This is a genomic window from Aromatoleum aromaticum EbN1 (genome assembly GCF_000025965.1).
GTDB classification, from domain to species: domain Bacteria; phylum Pseudomonadota; class Gammaproteobacteria; order Burkholderiales; family Rhodocyclaceae; genus Aromatoleum; species Aromatoleum aromaticum.
Map to the genome: position 1 here is coordinate 691,930 of NC_006513.1, position 16,628 is coordinate 708,557.

The following is a 16,628-nucleotide window of genomic DNA, read 5'->3' on the forward strand; positions in this document are numbered from 1 at the left end:
ATCCCACCTTTCCGCAAAGTGGCACGTCGACACGTCCACGCTCACGCCAAAGCAAACGGCCCCGCCGCAGCGGAGCCGTTTGCTTTGGCGCCGCCGGGCCCGAAAGCCCGGAAGCACGAGGCGAACCTCAGACCGGCATTACATGCCCATGTCCATGCCGCCCATACCACCCATGCCGCCCATGCCGCCCATACCCCCCATCGAGGGCTTTTCTTCAGCCAGCTCGCCGACCATGCAGTCGGTGGTCAGCATCAGGCCGGCGACCGAGGCCGCATTCTGCAGCGCGATGCGCTCGACCTTGGTCGGGTCCAGCACGCCCATGTCGACCAGGTCGCCGTACTCGCCGGTCGCGGCGTTGTAGCCGAAATTGCCGGTGCCTTCGACGACGCGATTGACGACGACGGACGGCTCGTCACCGGCATTGGCGACGATCTCGCGCAGCGGCTGCTCGAGCGCGCGCAGCACGATCTTGATACCGGCATCCTGGTCGTGGTTGTCGCCCTTGAGGGTGCCGAGGTTCGCGCGGGCACGCAGCAGCGCGACGCCGCCGCCCGGGACGATGCCTTCTTCAACCGCGGCACGGGTCGCGTGCAGCGCGTCTTCGACGCGGGCCTTCTTCTCTTTCATCTCGACTTCGGTCGCGGCGCCGACCTTGATGACGGCAACGCCGCCCGCCAGTTTCGCAACCCGCTCCTGCAGCTTCTCGCGGTCGTAGTCGGACGTGGCTTCCTCAATCTGCGCGCGGATCTGCTTGACGCGGCCTTCGATGCGCGAGCCTTCGCCGGCGCCGTCGATGATGATCGTGTTTTCCTTGCCGATTTCGATGCGCGCGGCCTGGCCGAGCTCGGCCAGCGTCGCCTTCTCGAGAGTCAGGCCGACTTCCTCGGCGATGACCTGGCCGCCGGTCAGCACGGCGATGTCCTCGAGCATCGCCTTGCGACGGTCGCCGAAGCCCGGCGCCTTGACGGAGCAGGTCTTCAGGATGCCGCGGATGTTGTTGACGACGAGGGTCGCCAGCGCTTCGCCTTCGACGTCTTCGGCGACGATCAGCAGCGGGCGACCGGCTTTCGCGACCTGTTCGAGCACCGGCAGCAGATCACGGATGTTCGAGATCTTCTTGTCGAACAGCAGGATGAACGGGTTCTCGAGGATCGCGACCTGCTTGTCCGGGTTGTTGATGAAGTACGGGCTGAGGTAGCCGCGGTCGAACTGCATGCCTTCGACAACGTCGAGTTCGTTCTGCAGTGACTTGCCGTCCTCGACGGTGATCACGCCTTCCTTGCCGACCTTGTCCATCGACTTGGCGATGATCTCGCCGATGTCGGCGTCCGAGTTCGCCGAGATCGAGCCGACCTGGGCGATTTCCTTGTTCGTCGAGCACGGCTTCGACAGCTTCTTCAGTTCTTCGGTGACCGCGATCACGGCTTTGTCGATGCCGCGCTTGAGGTCCATCGGATTCATGCCAGCGGCAACGAACTTCATGCCTTCGCGCACGATCGACTGGGCCAGCACGGTCGCGGTCGTGGTGCCGTCACCGGCGATGTCGGAGGTTTTCGACGCGACTTCCTTGACCATCTGCGCGCCCATGTTCTCGAACTTGTCCTTCAGTTCGATTTCCTTCGCGACGGACACGCCGTCCTTGGTCACCGTCGGCGCGCCGAACGAGCGCTCGAGCACGACGTTACGGCCTTTCGGGCCGAGAGTGACCTTGACCGCGTTGGCCAGGATATTGACACCGGCGACCATACGGTCACGGGCGGAATCACCAAACTTGACTTCTTTTGCAGCCATCGTTCATTGCTCCTTGAATTCTTTGGACGGGTTCGAGCGGGCCGCTCAGGCCTCGACGACGCCCATGATGTCTTCTTCGCGCATGACGAGCAGCTCGTCACCCTCGACTTTCACGGTCTGGCCGGCGTACTTGCCGAACAGCACCTTGTCGCCGACCTTGACGGCCATCGGGCGAACCTTGCCGTCGTCGAGGATCTTGCCGTTACCCACGGCGAGCACTTCGCCCTGATCGGGCTTTTCGCCGGCCGAGTCGGGGATGACGATGCCGCTGGCGGTCTTGCGCTCGGCTTCCAGGCGCTTGACGATCACGCGGTCATGCAAGGGACGAATTTTCATCGAGATGACTCCTTCAGTTCGAATTCAACATGTCTGCGGGCAGACCCGCAGCATAAATTTATCAAGGGCGCGGACCGGCCCGGGACGGTTAGCACTCACTGCCAACGAGTGCTAATAATAGGGACGGCCCCCGCCGATTTCAAGAGCACGGAAACCGATTTCCTGTCGTCGGGAGCGGGAACGCCGAATGCTGCGCTCTTTGCTCCCTCGAAAAGGAGAACAGACATGGCCAAAAGCAGCATTCTCGGTGGCGACGAGACACCCAACGCACCGCCCGGTCACAGCACCGCCGACCTGGGCCCCAGCGACAGTTCGGACAGCGGCAGCGACATCGCCGGCGCGCCGGGCCTGGTTGACGACGCCGGCATCGCGACGGACAGCGGCACGACGTCGGACATGGATCATGGTCGTGGCGCAGGCGCGGACATCGGCGACACCGATCTCGACAGCGACACCGATGCCTCCGGCACCGGCGAACGCCGCGCGGCGGGCCGCGACGACAGCAGCCGCGAGGCGAACGACATCCAGCCGGACAGGATCACGCGCAATCCGGGCGGCCTGACCGGCAAGCCGTGACCGGCCTTGTGGAGCAACTGAAAAACTTACCCGTCCCCTGCCGGAAATGCCTGCCACGGCTGCCGTCGACGAGACGGTTCAGAATGCGATGGCGATGCCGAAATGCAGGCGCAGCCGCTTTTCGTCGTGGCCGTACGCAAGATCGACGGCGAGCGGGCCGGCAGGACTTTTCCAGCGCGCGCCGACGCCGTAGCCGGTCTTGAGAGCGAATGTGTCGCGGCTGTCGGCGGCATCGCCCGCATCGACGAACGCCGCCGCCCCCCACTGCGGCAGGAACCAACGGACATATTCCGCGCTCAGCGTCGCGAGGTAACGCCCGCCGACGGTAGCGTCGCCCTCTCTCACGCCCAGGCTCTCGAACGCGTAGCCGCGTACCGTCTGCGTGCCCCCGGTGCGGAACAGGAAATCGTGCGGCACGCCATCCCGGCTCGGCGCGAGCGTCGCCCCGCCTTCAACGCGCAGGATCAGCACGTCGCGTTCGACAAAAGGCAGATAGCGCACGTAGCGGCCGTAAAGCCGGAGGAAATCCTGGTCTGACAGTACCGCCTTCGCGCCACCCCCGATATCGAACTGCAGCACGTCGCCTCGTCGCGGATCGAGGAGATCGTCGACCCGCCGCCGGATCCATGTCCAGTTCGCCGTCAGCGAGTTGCGGCTCGTCGACGGCGCGCCGTCGGGATCGCGTTGTTCGTGCTGCAGGCGCAGCGCGAGGCGCGTGTCGATGTTGCCGCGCGTCCTCGTGCGCGCCACGCCCACTGCCTGGGTCATCAGCGTCAGCCCCTCGACGGTGCTGCGCTCGATCGCAGCACCAAAGCTGTCCCGATGGCCGGCAGGCGCGGGCGGCAGGAAAACGTCCGCGTACGCGGCGTTGCGGCGCTGCTCGAGCCGCAGTCCGGTGGCGAGCTCCCAACCGCGGTCGAAGAAGTTTACGTCGCGCCAGCTCATTTCGGTGCGAAAACCGGTGTTGGTCGAATAGCCGACGCCGAAGCCGAGGTATCGGGACTGCGCTTCGGTGACCTGGACGCGGATCGGCACGGCTGCGGCAAGCGCCGGATCGCGCTCGATATCGACGACCACCGAACCGAACTGCGGGGAGTTCTGCAGTACAGTCTGCAGCGCGAGGAGGCGCTCCTGGTCGAACGGCTCGCCGGGCTCCAGCATGTTGAAACGTTCGACGAAATCGGGCGGAAGATCCTGCAGGCCCGACACTTCGAGCGGGCCGAGGAAAAAACGCGGCCCGGAGTCGACCGTCACCGAAAGCTGCACGGTCGCGTTGTCCGGATCGACTTCGGCACGGCTGTCGATAATGCGCGCCGCGGCGTAGTCGCGCACGGCGACCCCGTCGAGGAGGCGCGCCTTCGCGTCGTCCCAGGCGCTCTGGCGAAAAGACTCTCCCGGCGCGAGAGCCCATGCCTGGCGCAGCGCAGCACGACGTTCCGCGCGTGTCTCGCCGTCGCCGGCCAGATCGCCGTCGAACAGCAGCTCGACAGCGGCGATGCTCGCCCGCGGACCGGGCTCGACCGACAGCTGCCACCGGCCGTCCGGTTCACGCTGCAAGCGGATCTCGGGCGTGAAATACCCTTCGGTCGCCAGCAGCTCCGTCGCTTCGCGCCGCGTGCGCCGGGCCAGCGCGACACGGTCGGCCTGCACTTCCGGCAGGACCTGCCCATCAGGCTCGAGGATGCGCAGATAGCGTTCGAGCAGCGGCCGCACGCTGTCGGGTGCATCGAGTTCGACCTGCAGCGGAACTTGGGCGAACACGGTACCGGACGAAAGTCCGAGGCACAGCGCAACGAACCACAGCCGGAGCAGCGCATGAATCCGGAAAGCTGTCATGCCCGGATTCTACGGCAGAGGCATGGCCGCAGCGGTTTCCGGATCGTGCTGCGCCTTCACGCTGCGGCGAGAGTGCCCGCAGCGTGATCCCTCACGGACACCCGCCCTGGTGTTCCCGGCTCAGCCTTCGCGATGGTAGGCGGTCACGCGCTCGACTTCGTGGGTCGACCCGAGGATCACCGGCACGCGCTGGTGCAGCTTTGCCGGCTGCACGTCGAGGATCCGCTGGCGACCGGTCGTCGCCGAGCCCCCCGCCTGCTCGACGATCATCGCCATCGGATTCGCCTCGTACATCAGGCGCAGCTTGCCGCCCTGGTCGCGGCACTTCTCGTCCAGCGGGTACATGAAGATGCCGCCGCGCGTGAGGACGCGATGCACATCGGCGACCATCGACGCGACCCAGCGCATGTTGAAATCCTTGCCGCGCGGCCCCGTCCTGCCCTGCTGCAATTCGGCGACATAGCGCTGCACCGGCGGCTCCCAGTGGCGCGCGTTCGAGGCGTTGATCGCATATTCCTGCGTATCCACCGGCACCGTCATGAACGGGTGGGTATAGACGAAGCTACCCATCTCGCGGTCCAGCGTGAAGCCATGCACACCGTTGCCGACGGTGAGGATCAGCAGGGTCGACGGGCCGTACAGCGCGTACCCCGCAGCGACCTGCTCGCGGCCAGGCTGCAGGAAGCACTGCTCGTTGGGCTCCTGGATCCCTTCAGGGAAGCGCAGTACCGAGAAGATCGTGCCGACCGAGATATTGACGTCGATGTTCGACGAACCGTCGAGCGGATCGAACAGCAGCAGATAGCCGCCCTTCGGGTAGTCGAACGGAATCTGATGGACCTCCTCGACCTCTTCCGACGCCATCGCCGCGAGGTGCCCGCCCCATTCGTTGGCCTGCAGCAGAATCTCGTTCGCGATCACGTCGAGCTTCTTTTGCGCCTCGCCCTGGACGTTGTCGGTACCCGCCTCGCCGAGCAGGTCGGCAAGCGCCCCTTTCGAGACATTGACGGCGATTGCCTTTACCGCCCGGGCGACGACTTCGATCAGCAGTCGCAGGTCAGGGCTGGTGCGGCCGGCGCGCTGCTGCTCGATCAGGAATTGGGTTAGCGTGACGCGTCGCATCAATTGACTCCTTGTTGGTCCAGCCGGGCCAGACTTCAGTTTGTTTCGCAACCTTGCGGCGCGGATTATCCCGCGGAAGGCGATCGAGCGCACCACTATGCGCGAACGCGGTTATGATCCTTGGGCGATCGCTGCGCCTGCACATCCGCACGGCTCGTACCGCGCGCCCGCGGGCATCGCACGTCCGGTCCGGCGCGGCTCAAAAATTTTCCCCGTTCAACCCATTCTCCGACTATGCACGTTCTGGTTCTCGGCGCCGGCGTCACCGGCGTCACCACCGCCTGGTATCTCGCCAGGGCAGGCTTCGAAGTAAGCGTGGCAGACCGCCAGCCCGAGGCCGCGCTCGAAACCAGCTACGCCAACGGCGGCCAGATCTCGATCAGCCACCCTGAACCTTGGGCGAACCCCGCTGCCCCGCTCAACGCCTTGCGCTGGCTCGGCCGGGAGGATGCCCCGTTGCTGTTCCGCCCCCACGCCGATCCCGCCCAATGGGCGTGGACGCTCGCGTTCCTGCGTGAATGCCTGCCGCACCGGACGCGGCGCAACACTGCAGCCATCGCCAGTCTCGCCGTGCATAGTGGCGAACGCCTGCGCACGCTGCGCGCGGAAACCGGCCTCGCCTACGATCATCTCGAGCACGGCATCCTGCATCTGTTCTTTACGCCGCAGGAGTTCGCGCGCGTCCCCAACAAGGTTGCAGAACTCGCCACCTACGGCATCCAGGCCCGCTCGTGCAGCCGCGACGAATGCGTCGCGATCGAACCTGCACTCGCCGGCACGGCCGGGGAGCTTGCGGGCGGTCTGTATGCACCGAACGACGAGTCGGGGGACGCTTTCCGTTTCACCCAGGCACTCGCCGAGCGGGCAGCGCAGGCGGGCGTGCGCTTCCATTACAGCACCACGATCAGCCGCATCGACCACAGCGGCGGGCGCATTAACGGCATCGAGGTCCACGACGCCGAAGGACGCAACGGCACCCTCACCGCCGCAGCCTACGTGCTGTGCCTCGGCAGCTACAGCCGCCTGCTGGTCGCCCCGCTTGGCGAGCACCTGCCGATCTACCCGGTGAAAGGGTATTCGGTGACCGTTCCGCTACACGACTTGGCACGGGCCCCCAGCGTCAGCCTCACCGATGAATCGCGCCGCATCGTGTGCTCGCGCCTCGGCGACCGGTTGCGCGTCGCGGGAACTGCGGAATTGAACGGCTACAATACCGACATCAACCTGGCCCGCTGCCAGGCCATCCTGGACTGGCTGGAGGCGCGCTTTCCCGGCGCCACCGACACCGCCGAGGCGCACCTGTGGGCCGGCCTGCGCCCCGCCACGCCCGGCAACATCCCGCTGATCGGGCGGAGCCGCCTGTCGAACCTTTGGTACAACACCGGACACGGGACACTTGGATGGACGCTCGCCTGCGGCTCTGCCAGCTGTCTCGTCGATCTCATGTCGGGCTATCCGGCGCCGGTGCCCAACTTCCCGTTCCTGGGAAACGAAGCCTGATCTGCACCCGGCAACGCTCGTCGCGCTGACCGAGTGCCTCCCCGGCATCCGCAGCCACGCCACGGCCTGTCGACGAACCCGGACCGGGCGCCGTATTCCGTCTTCTTCGGTCCTCGGCGCGAATACGACAAGGACGTGCAGCCTGCTGCTCGGTTACTTGACGATCTTCAGGTGGTTGCGCGCTGCTGACGGACGCTTTTCCGCAGGCGGCGTGGCGGCGGCACTGCCCTCGTCCTGCTGTCCGTCGACCTGCGGGGCCGGGACAGCGGGCGACTCGACCGCCGCTTCAGGCTCGAACGCCATGCCGTGCCCGTTCTCCCGCGCGTAGATTGCAAGGACGTTGGACACCGGGACCGACAGCGCATGGGCGACGCCGCCGAAGCGCGCCTGGAAAGTGATCAGGTCGTTGCCCATGACCAGTTGCTGTGTCGCTTCGGGACCCAGGTTGAGCACGATCTGCCCGTCTTGCGCATAGCCGGTCGGGACCACGGTACGCTCGTCGACGAGTACCGCGATATGGGGCGTGAAGCCCTGGTCGACACACCATTCGAAAATGGCGCGGAGCAGGTAGGGTTTGGTAGATATGTTTGTCATGGTTAGGTAGCGCCCCTCACACGGGGCCTCGGCATTCAGCGCCGCATCACCTTTTCGGACGGAGTCAGGGCATCGATGAAACCCTGCCGGCTGAAAATGCGTTCGGCGTATTTCATGAGGTTCGCCGCGGCCTTCGGCAGTTCGATGCCGTAATGTTCGAGACGCCACAGCAAGGGGGCGATCGCGACGTCGAGCATCGAGAACTCGTCGCCGAGCATGAACTTCTGCTTGACGAAGATCGGTGCGAGCTGGACGAGCTCGTCACGCACGTGGGCGCGGCTCTTTTCGACGCCCTTCTGGTTCTTCTCGAGCACGTCGATGTGTGAGAACAGTTCGTGCTCGAACGTGTGCAGCAACTGGCGGGCACGCGCGCGCAGGATCGGGTCTGGCGGCATCAGCTGCGGATGCGGAAAGCGCTCGTCGATATACTCGTTGATGATGTTCGCCTCGTACAGGACGAGGTCGCGGTCGACCAGCACCGGCACCCGGTTGTACGGATTGATGACGGCGATGTCTTCAGGCTTGTTGTAGAGGTCGACATCGATGACTTCGAAGTCCATTCCCTTTTCGAAGAGCACGATCCGGCAGCGGTGGCTGAACGGATCGGTTGTGCCGGAATACAGGTTCATCATGTTGTTGCAGCTCCTGATACAAAAGCAAAGCGCACCACGCGATGACCGCGTGGTGCGTCAAATTCAGTGAGTGCGCGGATCAGATCCGGCGGCTTCTCAGTGAATATCCTTCCAGTAATTTTTCTTCAAAGCATAGGAGAGCACGAACAGCCCCGCCAGGAAGATCAGTACGTAGATCCCGATCGTCTTGCGTTTGTCGGCCATCGGCTCGCCCATCCAGACCAGGAAGGAGACCAGATCGGCAACCGTCTTGTCATACTCCTCGACGCTCATCTTGCCCGGCGTTGCCAGTTCGAGAGCGATCGATTTTGTGCCGTCCTCGTGCTCGGTGACCTTCGCGACCTGCTGGCCCTGCAGTTCCCACAGCGCGTGCGGCATGCCGACGTTGCCGAATACCACGTTGTTCCAGCCTGTCGGGCGCGCCGGATCACGGTAGAACTGGCGCAGGTACGTGTATATCCAGTCGGCGCCGCTGCCGAACTCGGATGCGCGCTGGCGCGCGATCAGCGTCAGGTCGGGCGGCGTCACCCCGAACCACACTTTCGATTCGGCCGGACGCATCGCGATCTTCATCAGGTCGCCGACGCGTTCGCCGGTGAACATCAGGTTGTCGCGGATCTGCTGCTCGTCGAGACCGATCTGCTGCAGCGTGTTGTAACGCGCGAAGCTTGCGCTGTGGCAGCTCAGGCAGTAGTTGACGAACAGTTTGGCGCCATTCTGCAGCGCGGCCGGGTCGGAGCTGACCGGCGCCTTGTCGAGGTGCAGTTCCGCCCCGGCGGACAGCGCGAGAGCCGGCGCGAACAGCACGATGGCAGCCAGGCGCTTGAGAGTCTTGATCACACGAATGCTCATTTGAACGTCACCCTTTCCGGTTCGGGTTTGCACTTGTCGAGTTTGCTGTACCACGGCATCAACAGGAAGAACGCGAAGTACAGCACCGAGCAGATCTGGGCCGCCAGGGTACGGCCCGGGGTCGGGGGCAGCACGCCGAGGTAGCCGAGGATGAAGAACGCGACCAGGAACACTGCCAGGATCGCCTTGAACAGCCCGCCCTTGTAGCGGATCGACTTCACCGGGCTGCGATCCAGCCAGGGCAGGAAGGCGATGATCACGACCGACGCCCCCATCGCGACGACGCCCCAGAACTTCGCGTCGACGCCGAACAGCGGGTACGTGACCGCGCGCAGGATCGAGTAGAACGGCGTGAAATACCACACCGGCGCGATGTGCAGCGGCGTCTTCAGCGGGTCGGCGGGGATGAAGTTGTTGTACTCGAGGAAGTAGCCGCCGCCCTCGGGCCAGAAGAACAGGATTGCCGAGAACACGATCAGGAAACCGACCACGCCCGCGATGTCCTTCACGGTGTAGTACGGGTGGAACGGAATGCCGTCGAGCGGGATCCCGTTGGCGTCCTTTTTCTTCTTGATCTCGACACCGTCCGGATTGTTCGAGCCGACTTCGTGCAGCGCGACGATGTGCGCCAGCACCAGGCCGATCAGCACCAGCGGCACGGCGATCACGTGAAACGAGAAGAAGCGGTTCAGCGTCGCGTCGGACACCACGTAGTCGCCACGAATCACCAGCGACAGGTCCGGCCCGATCACGGGGATCGCGGAGAACAGGTTCACGATCACCTGCGCACCCCAGAACGACATCTGCCCCCACGGCAGCAGGTAGCCCATGAACGCTTCGGCCATCAGCGCGAGGAAGATCAACGTGCCGAACACCCAGATCAGCTCGCGCGGCTTGCGATACGATCCGTACAGCAGCCCGCGGAACATGTGCAGGTAGACGACGATGAAGAACGCCGACGCCCCGGTCGAGTGCAGGTAGCGGATCAGCCAGCCGCCCGGCACTTCGCGCATGATGTATTCGACGCTGGCGAACGCGACGGGGATGCCGGACGCGTTCAGCGAAGCATCGGGCTTGTAGTGCATGACCAGGAAGATGCCGGTCACGATCTGGATCACCAGCACCAGGAGCGCGAGCGAACCGAAGAAGTACCAGAAATTGAAGTTCTTCGGCGCGTAATATTCCGACAGGTGCGCCTTCCAGGTCGACGTGAGCGGGAAGCGCGCGTCGATCCAGTGCATCAGTTCTTGTGATTTTGTAGTCATCGCTTAGGCCTTTGCGTCGTCACCGATGAGAATCCGCGTATCCGCGAGGAACTTGTAGGGCGGAATCTCGAGATTGTCCGGCGCCGGCATGCTGCGATAGACGCGGCCGGCAAGGTCGAACAGGGAGCCGTGGCAGGGGCACAGGAAGCCGCCCGGCCAGTCGGGCCCGACGCCGCTTTCGGCACCGACCTTGAACTTGTCGCTCGGCGAACAGCCCAGGTGGGTGCAGATGCCGACCGCGACGAGGTATTCGGGGTTGATCGAACGATGCTTGTTCTGCGCGTATTCCGGCTGCATCGGTTTTTCCGAAGCCGGATCGCTCACCAGCGGCTCGGTCTTTTCCAGCGACGCGAGCATTTCGGGCGTGCGCCGCAGGATCCACACCGGTTTGCCGCGCCACTCCACCGTCATCATCTCGCCCGGCGCAAGCTTGCCGATATCCGCTTCGACCGGGGCGCCTGCCGCCTTGGCTCGATCCGACGGCGTCAAGCTGGCAACGAACGGCACCGCCGTCGCGACCACTGCAACGCCACCGACCGCCGAGGTTGCGACAAGCAGTTGCCGACGGCCACTGTCCATCTTCTGATCCACGCTCATGACATCATTCCTGAAAAGAAAGCCATTTCCGGATACAAAAAAACTGCCGGATTCTATCAAACTGGCCGCAACATAAAAAGCATAAAGCTCAAAGGTGTATTCGGATCATGTATTTAACATTGCACGCCGAGGCCCGGAACGGGGTGGCAAGGCGGCGTTTTATGCGCCGCAGCAGGCCGCTGCCGGGAATCAGAGCGGGCGCCTCTCGACGAGCGCCTGGGCGATCGTGCCGGTGTCGGTGTGCTCGAGTTCGCCGCCCACCGGTACGCCCCGCGACAGGCGACTGACCCTGATGCCGCGCGCAGCGAGCAGCTCCGCGACGATGTGGGCCGTCGCCTCGCCTTCATTCGTGAAGTTCGTCGCGAGAATCACTTCCTGCACGGTGCTGTCGGCGACGCGGGCGAGCAGCTTGTCGAACTTGAGCTCGCGCGGACCGATGCCATCGAGCGGCGACAGACGGCCCATGAGCACGTAATACAGGCCGTTGTACGCATGGGTCTGCTCGATCACCGCGAGGTCGGCCGGCATTTCGACGACGCACAGCAGCGACGCGTCGCGCTGCGGGCTCGCGCAGCGCTGGCAGATCTCGGTTTCGGTGAAAGTGTTGCAGCGTTCGCAATGACGCAGCACCGCGAGCGCATTGCCGAGCGCCCGGGCAAGGCGTTCGGCGCCACGCTGGTCGCGCTGCAAAAGATGGTAGGCCATGCGCTGCGCGGACTTCGGCCCGACTCCGGGCAGGCCGCGCAACGCGTCGATCAGCTCGTCGAGACTCGAAGGTGACATTCAGAACGGCAGCTTCATCCCGGGCGGCAGGTTGAGGCCGGACGTGAAGCCCGCCATTTTCTCCTGCGTCGTCGTTTCCACGCGGCGCACTGCGTCATTGACAGCGGCCGCGAGGAGATCCTCGAGCATTTCCTTGTCGTCCATCACCGAGTCGTCGATCGTCACCCGGCGCACGTCGTACTTGCAGGTCATCAGCACCTTGACCATTCCGGCGCCCGACTGCCCCTCGACTTCGACCGAGGCCAGCTGGTCCTGCATCTTCTTCATGTTTTCCTGCATCTGCTGGGCCTGTTTCATCAGCCCGGCAATTCCGCCTTTCATCATCGCCAGATTCTCCGCAAGAGGAATTCAAAGTGGTCTTACCGACGCTTCCACGAGGGACGCGTCGAATCGTTCGATCAGTTCACGCACGAAAGGGTCGCTCTCGAGCGCCGCCACGGCCTCGATGTGCCGCGCCCGTTTTTCTGCCTGGTCGCGCTGCGCCGGGGTTTCGCCGGCGATCGCGCCGGTCTCGATCCTGAGCCGCAGCGGAGCGCCATACTGCGCCGCAAGCGCGTCCTGCAGGCGGTCGAGGAGTCCCGGATTCATGCCCAGCAAATGGCGATGGGTTTCGGACAACCGAAGGTTCACCACACCTTCGACAAATCCGATCCATTCGCAGTGCTGCGCGAGTTCCCGCATCATTCCGCCAAGGCCCAGCACGCGCAGGATCGCATGCCATTCGCCGGCAGCGAAAGCCGATCCGATGTCGAGCCCTGTCGTGCCCGGTGACGCAACTGTGGCTTCCGGCTGCTCGGCGCGCCGCGGAACAGCACTTCCGGGGGCCGTCGCGCTTCGTGCCGGCGGCCGCTCGACCTCCGCGTCGCTTGGGCGCACGGGCGCCGGCGCGGCCGAGGAGGCAGGTTGCGGCACCGATGTTTCGCCGGCGAACGCCTCCGGCGGCAGATCTTCCCATGGAGGAACGGAGTTCGATGGTTCGATCGGACTTTCGGCGACCGCCACCGCACTGCCGGGCGTCGACAAACGCCTCCCGGCTTCGGCAATCGCGCGTTCGCGTGGCAGATGCTCCGCGGGGATTACCTTTGCCGCCGGGGATCTTGCTGCCGGCGCCGCGTCGCGCGGCGCCCCCGATGCCGTCGCCCGTGCTGTGAGGCTCGCAGCCGGCTGTGGCGACGGGGAGATGACACGCGCCCGACCCGCCCCCCCTCCGCCTGCCGCGTCGCCGGGACTGCCGAGCGCCACCGGCTGCTCGGGGCGAAATGCGTGCAGGCGCAGCAGGCTCATAGTGAAGCCCGCATAGTCGTCCGGCGCCAGCGACAGTTCGTCGCGGCCGTGGATGGCGATCTGGTAGGCGAGTTGCAGGAACTCGGCGTCGAAGGCCTCGGCATACGGCGCGAGACGTTGACGTTCCGCCTCGTCGGCGATCGCCGCCGGGGCGAACTGCACGAGCGCGATGCGGTGCAGCAGCGAGGCGAGCGCCTGCAACGCCGCGTCGAACGACAGGCTGCGCGCCTCCATGCGGTCGGCCACGGCGAGCATCCCGGCGACGTCGCCCGCAGCCAGCGCGTCGAGCACCGCGTACAGATGATCGTCGCCGACCGTACCGAGCATGTGCGAGACCTGCTCTTCCTCGACGCGCCCAGAACCGTGCGCGATCGCCTGGTCGAGCAGCGACAGCGCATCGCGCATCGAGCCGTTGGCGGCCTTGGCGAGATGGCGCAGTGCGGGCGCTTCGAAGGGCACGCCCTCGGCCTCGAGAATGCCGCCGAGATGGTCGATGATGTGCCCCGGCGGCATCTGCTTGAGGTTGAACTGCAGGCAGCGGGAGAGCACTGTCACCGGGATTTTCTGCGGATCCGTCGTCGCGAGGATGAACTTGACGTGTTCGGGAGGCTCTTCGAGCGTTTTCAGCATCGCGTTGAACGCATGCCCGGTCAGCATGTGGACTTCGTCGATCATGTAGACCTTGTAGCGCCCCTGCACCGGTGCATACACCGCCTTGTCGAGCAGCGCAGCCATGTCCTCGACGCCGCGGTTCGAAGCGGCATCCATCTCGACGTAGTCGGGAAAACGGTCCGCGTCGATCGCGCGGCAGGCCGCGCAGGTGCCGCAGGGTTCGGGCGTAACGCCGGTCTCGCAGTTCAGCGCTTTGGCGAGAATGCGCGAAATGGTCGTCTTGCCGACGCCGCGCGTGCCCGTGAACAGCCACGCGTGGTGCAGCCGACCGGTGGCGAGCGCATGGCTGAGCGCCCGGACGACGTGTTCCTGGCCGACCAGCGTCGCGAAATTCTTCGGGCGCCACTTGCGGGCGAGAACCTGATAGCTCATGGCAGGATTCTAGCAGAGCGGCCCTCGTCGCGCGGCGCCGCCGCCCCATGGACAGGGCGCACCCCGGCCTGAAACGGGCGCCGCCGGCCCCAATGAGCCGAAGGGCGTCTTCATCGGAAGACGCCCTTCGCGCGATTGTTCGGGGTGGCGAGCCTGACCCCCGGCACTTGCAGGGAACGGCTGTGGCTGCTGCCTTCCGGCCCTGACCAGGTTCACCGCGCTGCAATGCGGGGAGACCCGCCACGGCCGCAATTGTACCAGCTTACGGCGGGCAGCACCCGGCGGTTGATCTCCTCGAGGAAACTCCGCCGGCTCGGCTCCGGACATGAAAACGGCGGGTTGCCCCGCCGTCCGCACTTGCCTTTTGGCGTTACCTGGCGTTGATCAGCCCTTCAGCTCCGGGAAGTCCTCTTCGAAGAACTCCAGCGCACCGCGCACTGTCGAGGCGTCCTTGCCCTGTTCGCTCCTGCGCAGCTCGATGCGCCTGATCTTGCCCGAGATGGTCTTCGGCAGATCGGAGAACTCGATGCGGCGGATGCGCTTGTACGGTGCGAGCTTGTCGCGCGTGAAAGCGAAGATGTCCTTCGCGAGCTCCTTGCCAGCCTCGAAGCCCGGCGCGAGGATCACGTAGGCTTTCGGCACTGCGAGGCGCACCGGATCCGGACTCGGCACAACTGCCGCCTCGGCAACCGCGGGGTGCTCGATCAGCACCGATTCGAGCTCGAACGGGCTGATGCGGTAGTCCGACGCCTTGAACACGTCGTCGGCGCGGCCGACGTAGGTGATGTAGCCATCGGCGTCGATGCTCGCGACGTCCCCGGTGTGGTAGTGACCGTTGCGCATGACCTCGCTGGTCTTCTCGGCGTCACCGGCGTAGCCGAGCATCAGCCCGACCGGACGCTTCGCAAGCACCAGCGACACTTCGCCCTCTTCGGCCGGCTTGTCGTCGGCGTCGAGCAGCGCGATCGTGTAGCCGGGCAATGGCCGACCCATCGAACCGGGTTTGAGAACCTGTCCCGGCGTGTTGCCGATCTGGCACGTCGTCTCGGTCTGGCCGAAGCCGTCGCGGATCGTAATGCCCCACGCCTTTTTCACCTGGTCGATGACTTCAGGGTTGAGCGGCTCGCCGGCGCCGATCAGTTCGCGCAGGTTCGTCTTCACCGACGCGAGGTCCTGCTGGATCAGCATGCGCCACACCGTCGGAGGCGCGCACATCGTCGTGATCTCGTATTTCACCAACACGTCGAGCAGCGCGCGCGCGTTGAAGCGGTTGTAGTTGTACAGGAACACGCAGGCACCGGCGTTCCACGGCGCGAAGAAGCAGCTCCACGCGTGCTTCGCCCAGCCCGGCGAGCTGATGTTCATGTGACGGTCGCCGGGCTGCAGGCCGATCCAGTACATTGTTGACAGGTGGCCGACCGGGTAGGACTGATGGCTGTGCTCGACGAGCTTCGGCTTCGACGTCGTGCCGGACGTGAAATACAGCAGCAGCGGATCGGTGGCGCGGGTGACGCCTTCCGGCGCGAATTCGGGCGACGCCGCGTACGCCTCCTCGAGCGAGAGCCAGCCGCCGGTCGCGCCGCCGACGCTGATGCGCGTGTAGTCGCCGGGAAGTTCCGCGAACTTGTCAGTGTGGGCCTTGCCGATGACGACGTGCCTGACCTGGCCGCGGTCGAGGCGGTCGAGCAGATCTTCGGGCGTCAGCAAGGTGGTCGCCGGGATCACGACGGCGCCGAGCTTGATCGCCGCGAGCATCGTTTCCCACAGCGGCACTTCGTTGCCGAGCATGATCAGGATGCGGTCGCCGCGCACGACGCCTTGGCTGCGCAGCCAGTTCGCGACGCGGTTCGAGCGCGCCGACATCTCGGCGAACGACAGCTTCGCCTCTTGCCCGTCCTCCTCGACGATCCACAGCGCGGGCTTGTCGTTGCCCTGCGCCATCGTGTCGAAGTAGTCCAGCGCCCAGTTGAATTCGGTCAGCTGCGGCCACTGGAAGCCGGCGTACGCGGTGGCGTAGTCGGTCCGGTTGGCCAGCAGGAAATCCCGCGCTTTCAGAAACCCGGCAACTGCAGTCATGTGCTCTCCTTTCCCATATGCAACGCCGCGGACGCCCGTCCGCGACGCGTGTTGTACGCCGGCTCGCAATCCCGGGCTGCCGTCGCCCCGCGACAGGCGCGGCGAAGAAGCGGGGGAACAGTCCGCTGCTGGCGGAGTAATTGAAATCCGGCAATCACGAAAGATCGCCGGGCAGTATTGTGACGTTGACGTCAACGTCATGCAATCACCTCTCGACGGTAGCGTGACCGGACTCCAGCCGACCCCCGCTTCCCGGCCCCTGCTTTCTGTTCATTCGGCATATCGATCAATGCAGATCGGAAAACGTCGAAAAATTTTACAGTCCATTGGGCGGGCAATC

Annotated in this window: 15 protein-coding genes and 1 other RNA gene; 2 read left to right on the forward strand and 14 right to left on the reverse strand. The window is 65.0% G+C overall.

Features of this window, described 5'->3' with window-relative positions:
- Nucleotides 1-138 precede the first annotated feature (138 nt).
- Together groL and groES are read right to left on the reverse strand one after the other, a co-directional pair.
- A complete protein-coding gene (gene groL / locus EBN1_RS03250; protein ID WP_011236479.1) occupies nt 139-1,791 on the reverse strand; it encodes a chaperonin GroEL in 1,653 nt (550 codons plus the stop codon).
- A 45-nt stretch (nt 1,792-1,836) separates the two neighbouring features.
- A complete protein-coding gene (gene groES, locus EBN1_RS03255) occupies nt 1,837-2,127 on the reverse strand; it encodes a co-chaperone GroES (RefSeq protein ID WP_004311482.1) in 291 nt (96 codons plus the stop codon).
- A 225-nt stretch (nt 2,128-2,352) separates the two neighbouring features.
- Here groES and EBN1_RS03260 point away from each other — a divergent pair, with 225 nt between their 5' ends.
- Nucleotides 2,353-2,703 carry a hypothetical protein gene (locus EBN1_RS03260; RefSeq protein ID WP_049780161.1) on the forward strand — a complete coding sequence of 117 codons (351 nt, stop codon included), beginning with the start codon at nt 2,353-2,355 and terminating at the stop codon, nt 2,701-2,703.
- A 78-nt stretch (nt 2,704-2,781) separates the two neighbouring features.
- Here the strand turns inward: EBN1_RS03260 and EBN1_RS03265 are convergent, their stop codons facing one another.
- Both EBN1_RS03265 and EBN1_RS03270 read right to left on the reverse strand, forming a co-directional pair.
- On the reverse strand, nt 2,782-4,539 hold the full coding sequence (locus EBN1_RS03265; protein ID WP_011236481.1) for an autotransporter assembly complex protein TamA: 1,758 nt from the start codon (nt 4,537-4,539) through the stop codon (nt 2,782-2,784).
- A 120-nt stretch (nt 4,540-4,659) separates the two neighbouring features.
- Nucleotides 4,660-5,661 carry a class 1 fructose-bisphosphatase gene (locus tag EBN1_RS03270; protein WP_011236482.1) on the reverse strand — a complete coding sequence of 334 codons (1,002 nt, stop codon included), beginning with the start codon at nt 5,659-5,661 and terminating at the stop codon, nt 4,660-4,662.
- 234 nt (nt 5,662-5,895) lie between these two features.
- On the opposite strand from EBN1_RS03270, the gene EBN1_RS03275 reads away from it, so the two are divergent.
- On the forward strand, nt 5,896-7,161 hold the full coding sequence (locus EBN1_RS03275) for a D-amino acid dehydrogenase (RefSeq protein ID WP_011236483.1): 1,266 nt from the start codon (nt 5,896-5,898) through the stop codon (nt 7,159-7,161).
- 153 nt (nt 7,162-7,314) lie between these two features.
- Here the strand turns inward: EBN1_RS03275 and EBN1_RS03280 are convergent, their stop codons facing one another.
- The 10 genes from EBN1_RS03280 to EBN1_RS03325 all read right to left on the reverse strand — a co-directional run bounded on the left by EBN1_RS03280 (nt 7,315) and on the right by EBN1_RS03325 (nt 16,288).
- Nucleotides 7,315-7,755 carry a ClpXP protease specificity-enhancing factor gene (locus tag EBN1_RS03280; RefSeq protein WP_011236484.1) on the reverse strand — a complete coding sequence of 147 codons (441 nt, stop codon included), beginning with the start codon at nt 7,753-7,755 and terminating at the stop codon, nt 7,315-7,317.
- Nucleotides 7,756-7,790: 35 nt separating this feature from the next.
- Nucleotides 7,791-8,387 carry a glutathione S-transferase N-terminal domain-containing protein gene (locus tag EBN1_RS03285; RefSeq protein WP_011236485.1) on the reverse strand — a complete coding sequence of 199 codons (597 nt, stop codon included), beginning with the start codon at nt 8,385-8,387 and terminating at the stop codon, nt 7,791-7,793.
- A gap of 96 nt (nt 8,388-8,483) precedes the next feature.
- Entirely contained in the window at nt 8,484-9,239 is a 756-nt protein-coding gene (locus EBN1_RS03290; RefSeq protein ID WP_011236486.1) for a cytochrome c1, read from the reverse strand.
- Nucleotides 9,236-10,504, reverse strand: a complete 1,269-nt coding sequence (locus EBN1_RS03295) for a cytochrome b (protein WP_011236487.1) — start codon at nt 10,502-10,504, stop codon at nt 9,236-9,238. Before EBN1_RS03295 ends, EBN1_RS03290 begins: the two co-directional genes overlap by 4 nt.
- Nucleotides 10,505-10,507: 3 nt before the next feature.
- Entirely contained in the window at nt 10,508-11,101 is a 594-nt protein-coding gene (petA, locus tag EBN1_RS03300; RefSeq protein WP_011236488.1) for a ubiquinol-cytochrome c reductase iron-sulfur subunit, read from the reverse strand.
- 189 nt (nt 11,102-11,290) lie between these two features.
- Nucleotides 11,291-11,884, reverse strand: coding sequence for a recombination mediator RecR (recR, locus tag EBN1_RS03305; RefSeq protein WP_011236489.1), 594 nt, complete (start codon nt 11,882-11,884; stop codon nt 11,291-11,293).
- Complete coding sequence (locus tag EBN1_RS03310; protein WP_011236490.1) at nt 11,885-12,208, reverse strand: YbaB/EbfC family nucleoid-associated protein; 324 nt, start codon at nt 12,206-12,208, stop codon at nt 11,885-11,887.
- 24 nt (nt 12,209-12,232) lie between these two features.
- Nucleotides 12,233-14,212: a DNA polymerase III subunit gamma/tau gene (gene dnaX / locus EBN1_RS03315; protein WP_011236491.1), complete on the reverse strand. Its 1,980-nt coding sequence runs from the start codon at nt 14,210-14,212 to the stop codon at nt 12,233-12,235.
- 143 nt (nt 14,213-14,355) lie between these two features.
- Nucleotides 14,356-14,454, reverse strand: an RNA gene (gene ffs, locus EBN1_RS03320) — signal recognition particle sRNA small type.
- A gap of 142 nt (nt 14,455-14,596) precedes the next feature.
- Nucleotides 14,597-16,288: an AMP-binding protein gene (locus EBN1_RS03325; protein ID WP_011236492.1), complete on the reverse strand. Its 1,692-nt coding sequence runs from the start codon at nt 16,286-16,288 to the stop codon at nt 14,597-14,599.
- Nucleotides 16,289-16,628 lie beyond the last annotated feature (340 nt).

Coding starts and splice junctions, on each gene's coding strand:
- groL (WP_011236479.1), bottom strand. CDS start 1,791: ATGGCTGCAAAAGAAGTCAAGTTTGGTGATTCCGCCCGTGACCGTATG.
- groES (WP_004311482.1), bottom strand. CDS start 2,127: ATGAAAATTCGTCCCTTGCATGACCGCGTGATCGTCAAGCGCCTGGAA.
- EBN1_RS03260 (WP_049780161.1), top strand. CDS start 2,353: ATGGCCAAAAGCAGCATTCTCGGTGGCGACGAGACACCCAACGCACCG.
- EBN1_RS03265 (WP_011236481.1), bottom strand. CDS start 4,539: ATGACAGCTTTCCGGATTCATGCGCTGCTCCGGCTGTGGTTCGTTGCG.
- EBN1_RS03270 (WP_011236482.1), bottom strand. CDS start 5,661: ATGCGACGCGTCACGCTAACCCAATTCCTGATCGAGCAGCAGCGCGCC.
- EBN1_RS03275 (WP_011236483.1), top strand. CDS start 5,896: ATGCACGTTCTGGTTCTCGGCGCCGGCGTCACCGGCGTCACCACCGCC.
- EBN1_RS03280 (WP_011236484.1), bottom strand. CDS start 7,755: ATGACAAACATATCTACCAAACCCTACCTGCTCCGCGCCATTTTCGAA.
- EBN1_RS03285 (WP_011236485.1), bottom strand. CDS start 8,387: ATGATGAACCTGTATTCCGGCACAACCGATCCGTTCAGCCACCGCTGC.
- EBN1_RS03290 (WP_011236486.1), bottom strand. CDS start 9,239: ATGAGCATTCGTGTGATCAAGACTCTCAAGCGCCTGGCTGCCATCGTG.
- EBN1_RS03295 (WP_011236487.1), bottom strand. CDS start 10,504: ATGACTACAAAATCACAAGAACTGATGCACTGGATCGACGCGCGCTTC.
- petA (WP_011236488.1), bottom strand. CDS start 11,101: ATGAGCGTGGATCAGAAGATGGACAGTGGCCGTCGGCAACTGCTTGTC.
- recR (WP_011236489.1), bottom strand. CDS start 11,884: ATGTCACCTTCGAGTCTCGACGAGCTGATCGACGCGTTGCGCGGCCTG.
- EBN1_RS03310 (WP_011236490.1), bottom strand. CDS start 12,208: ATGATGAAAGGCGGAATTGCCGGGCTGATGAAACAGGCCCAGCAGATG.
- dnaX (WP_011236491.1), bottom strand. CDS start 14,212: ATGAGCTATCAGGTTCTCGCCCGCAAGTGGCGCCCGAAGAATTTCGCG.
- EBN1_RS03325 (WP_011236492.1), bottom strand. CDS start 16,288: ATGACTGCAGTTGCCGGGTTTCTGAAAGCGCGGGATTTCCTGCTGGCC.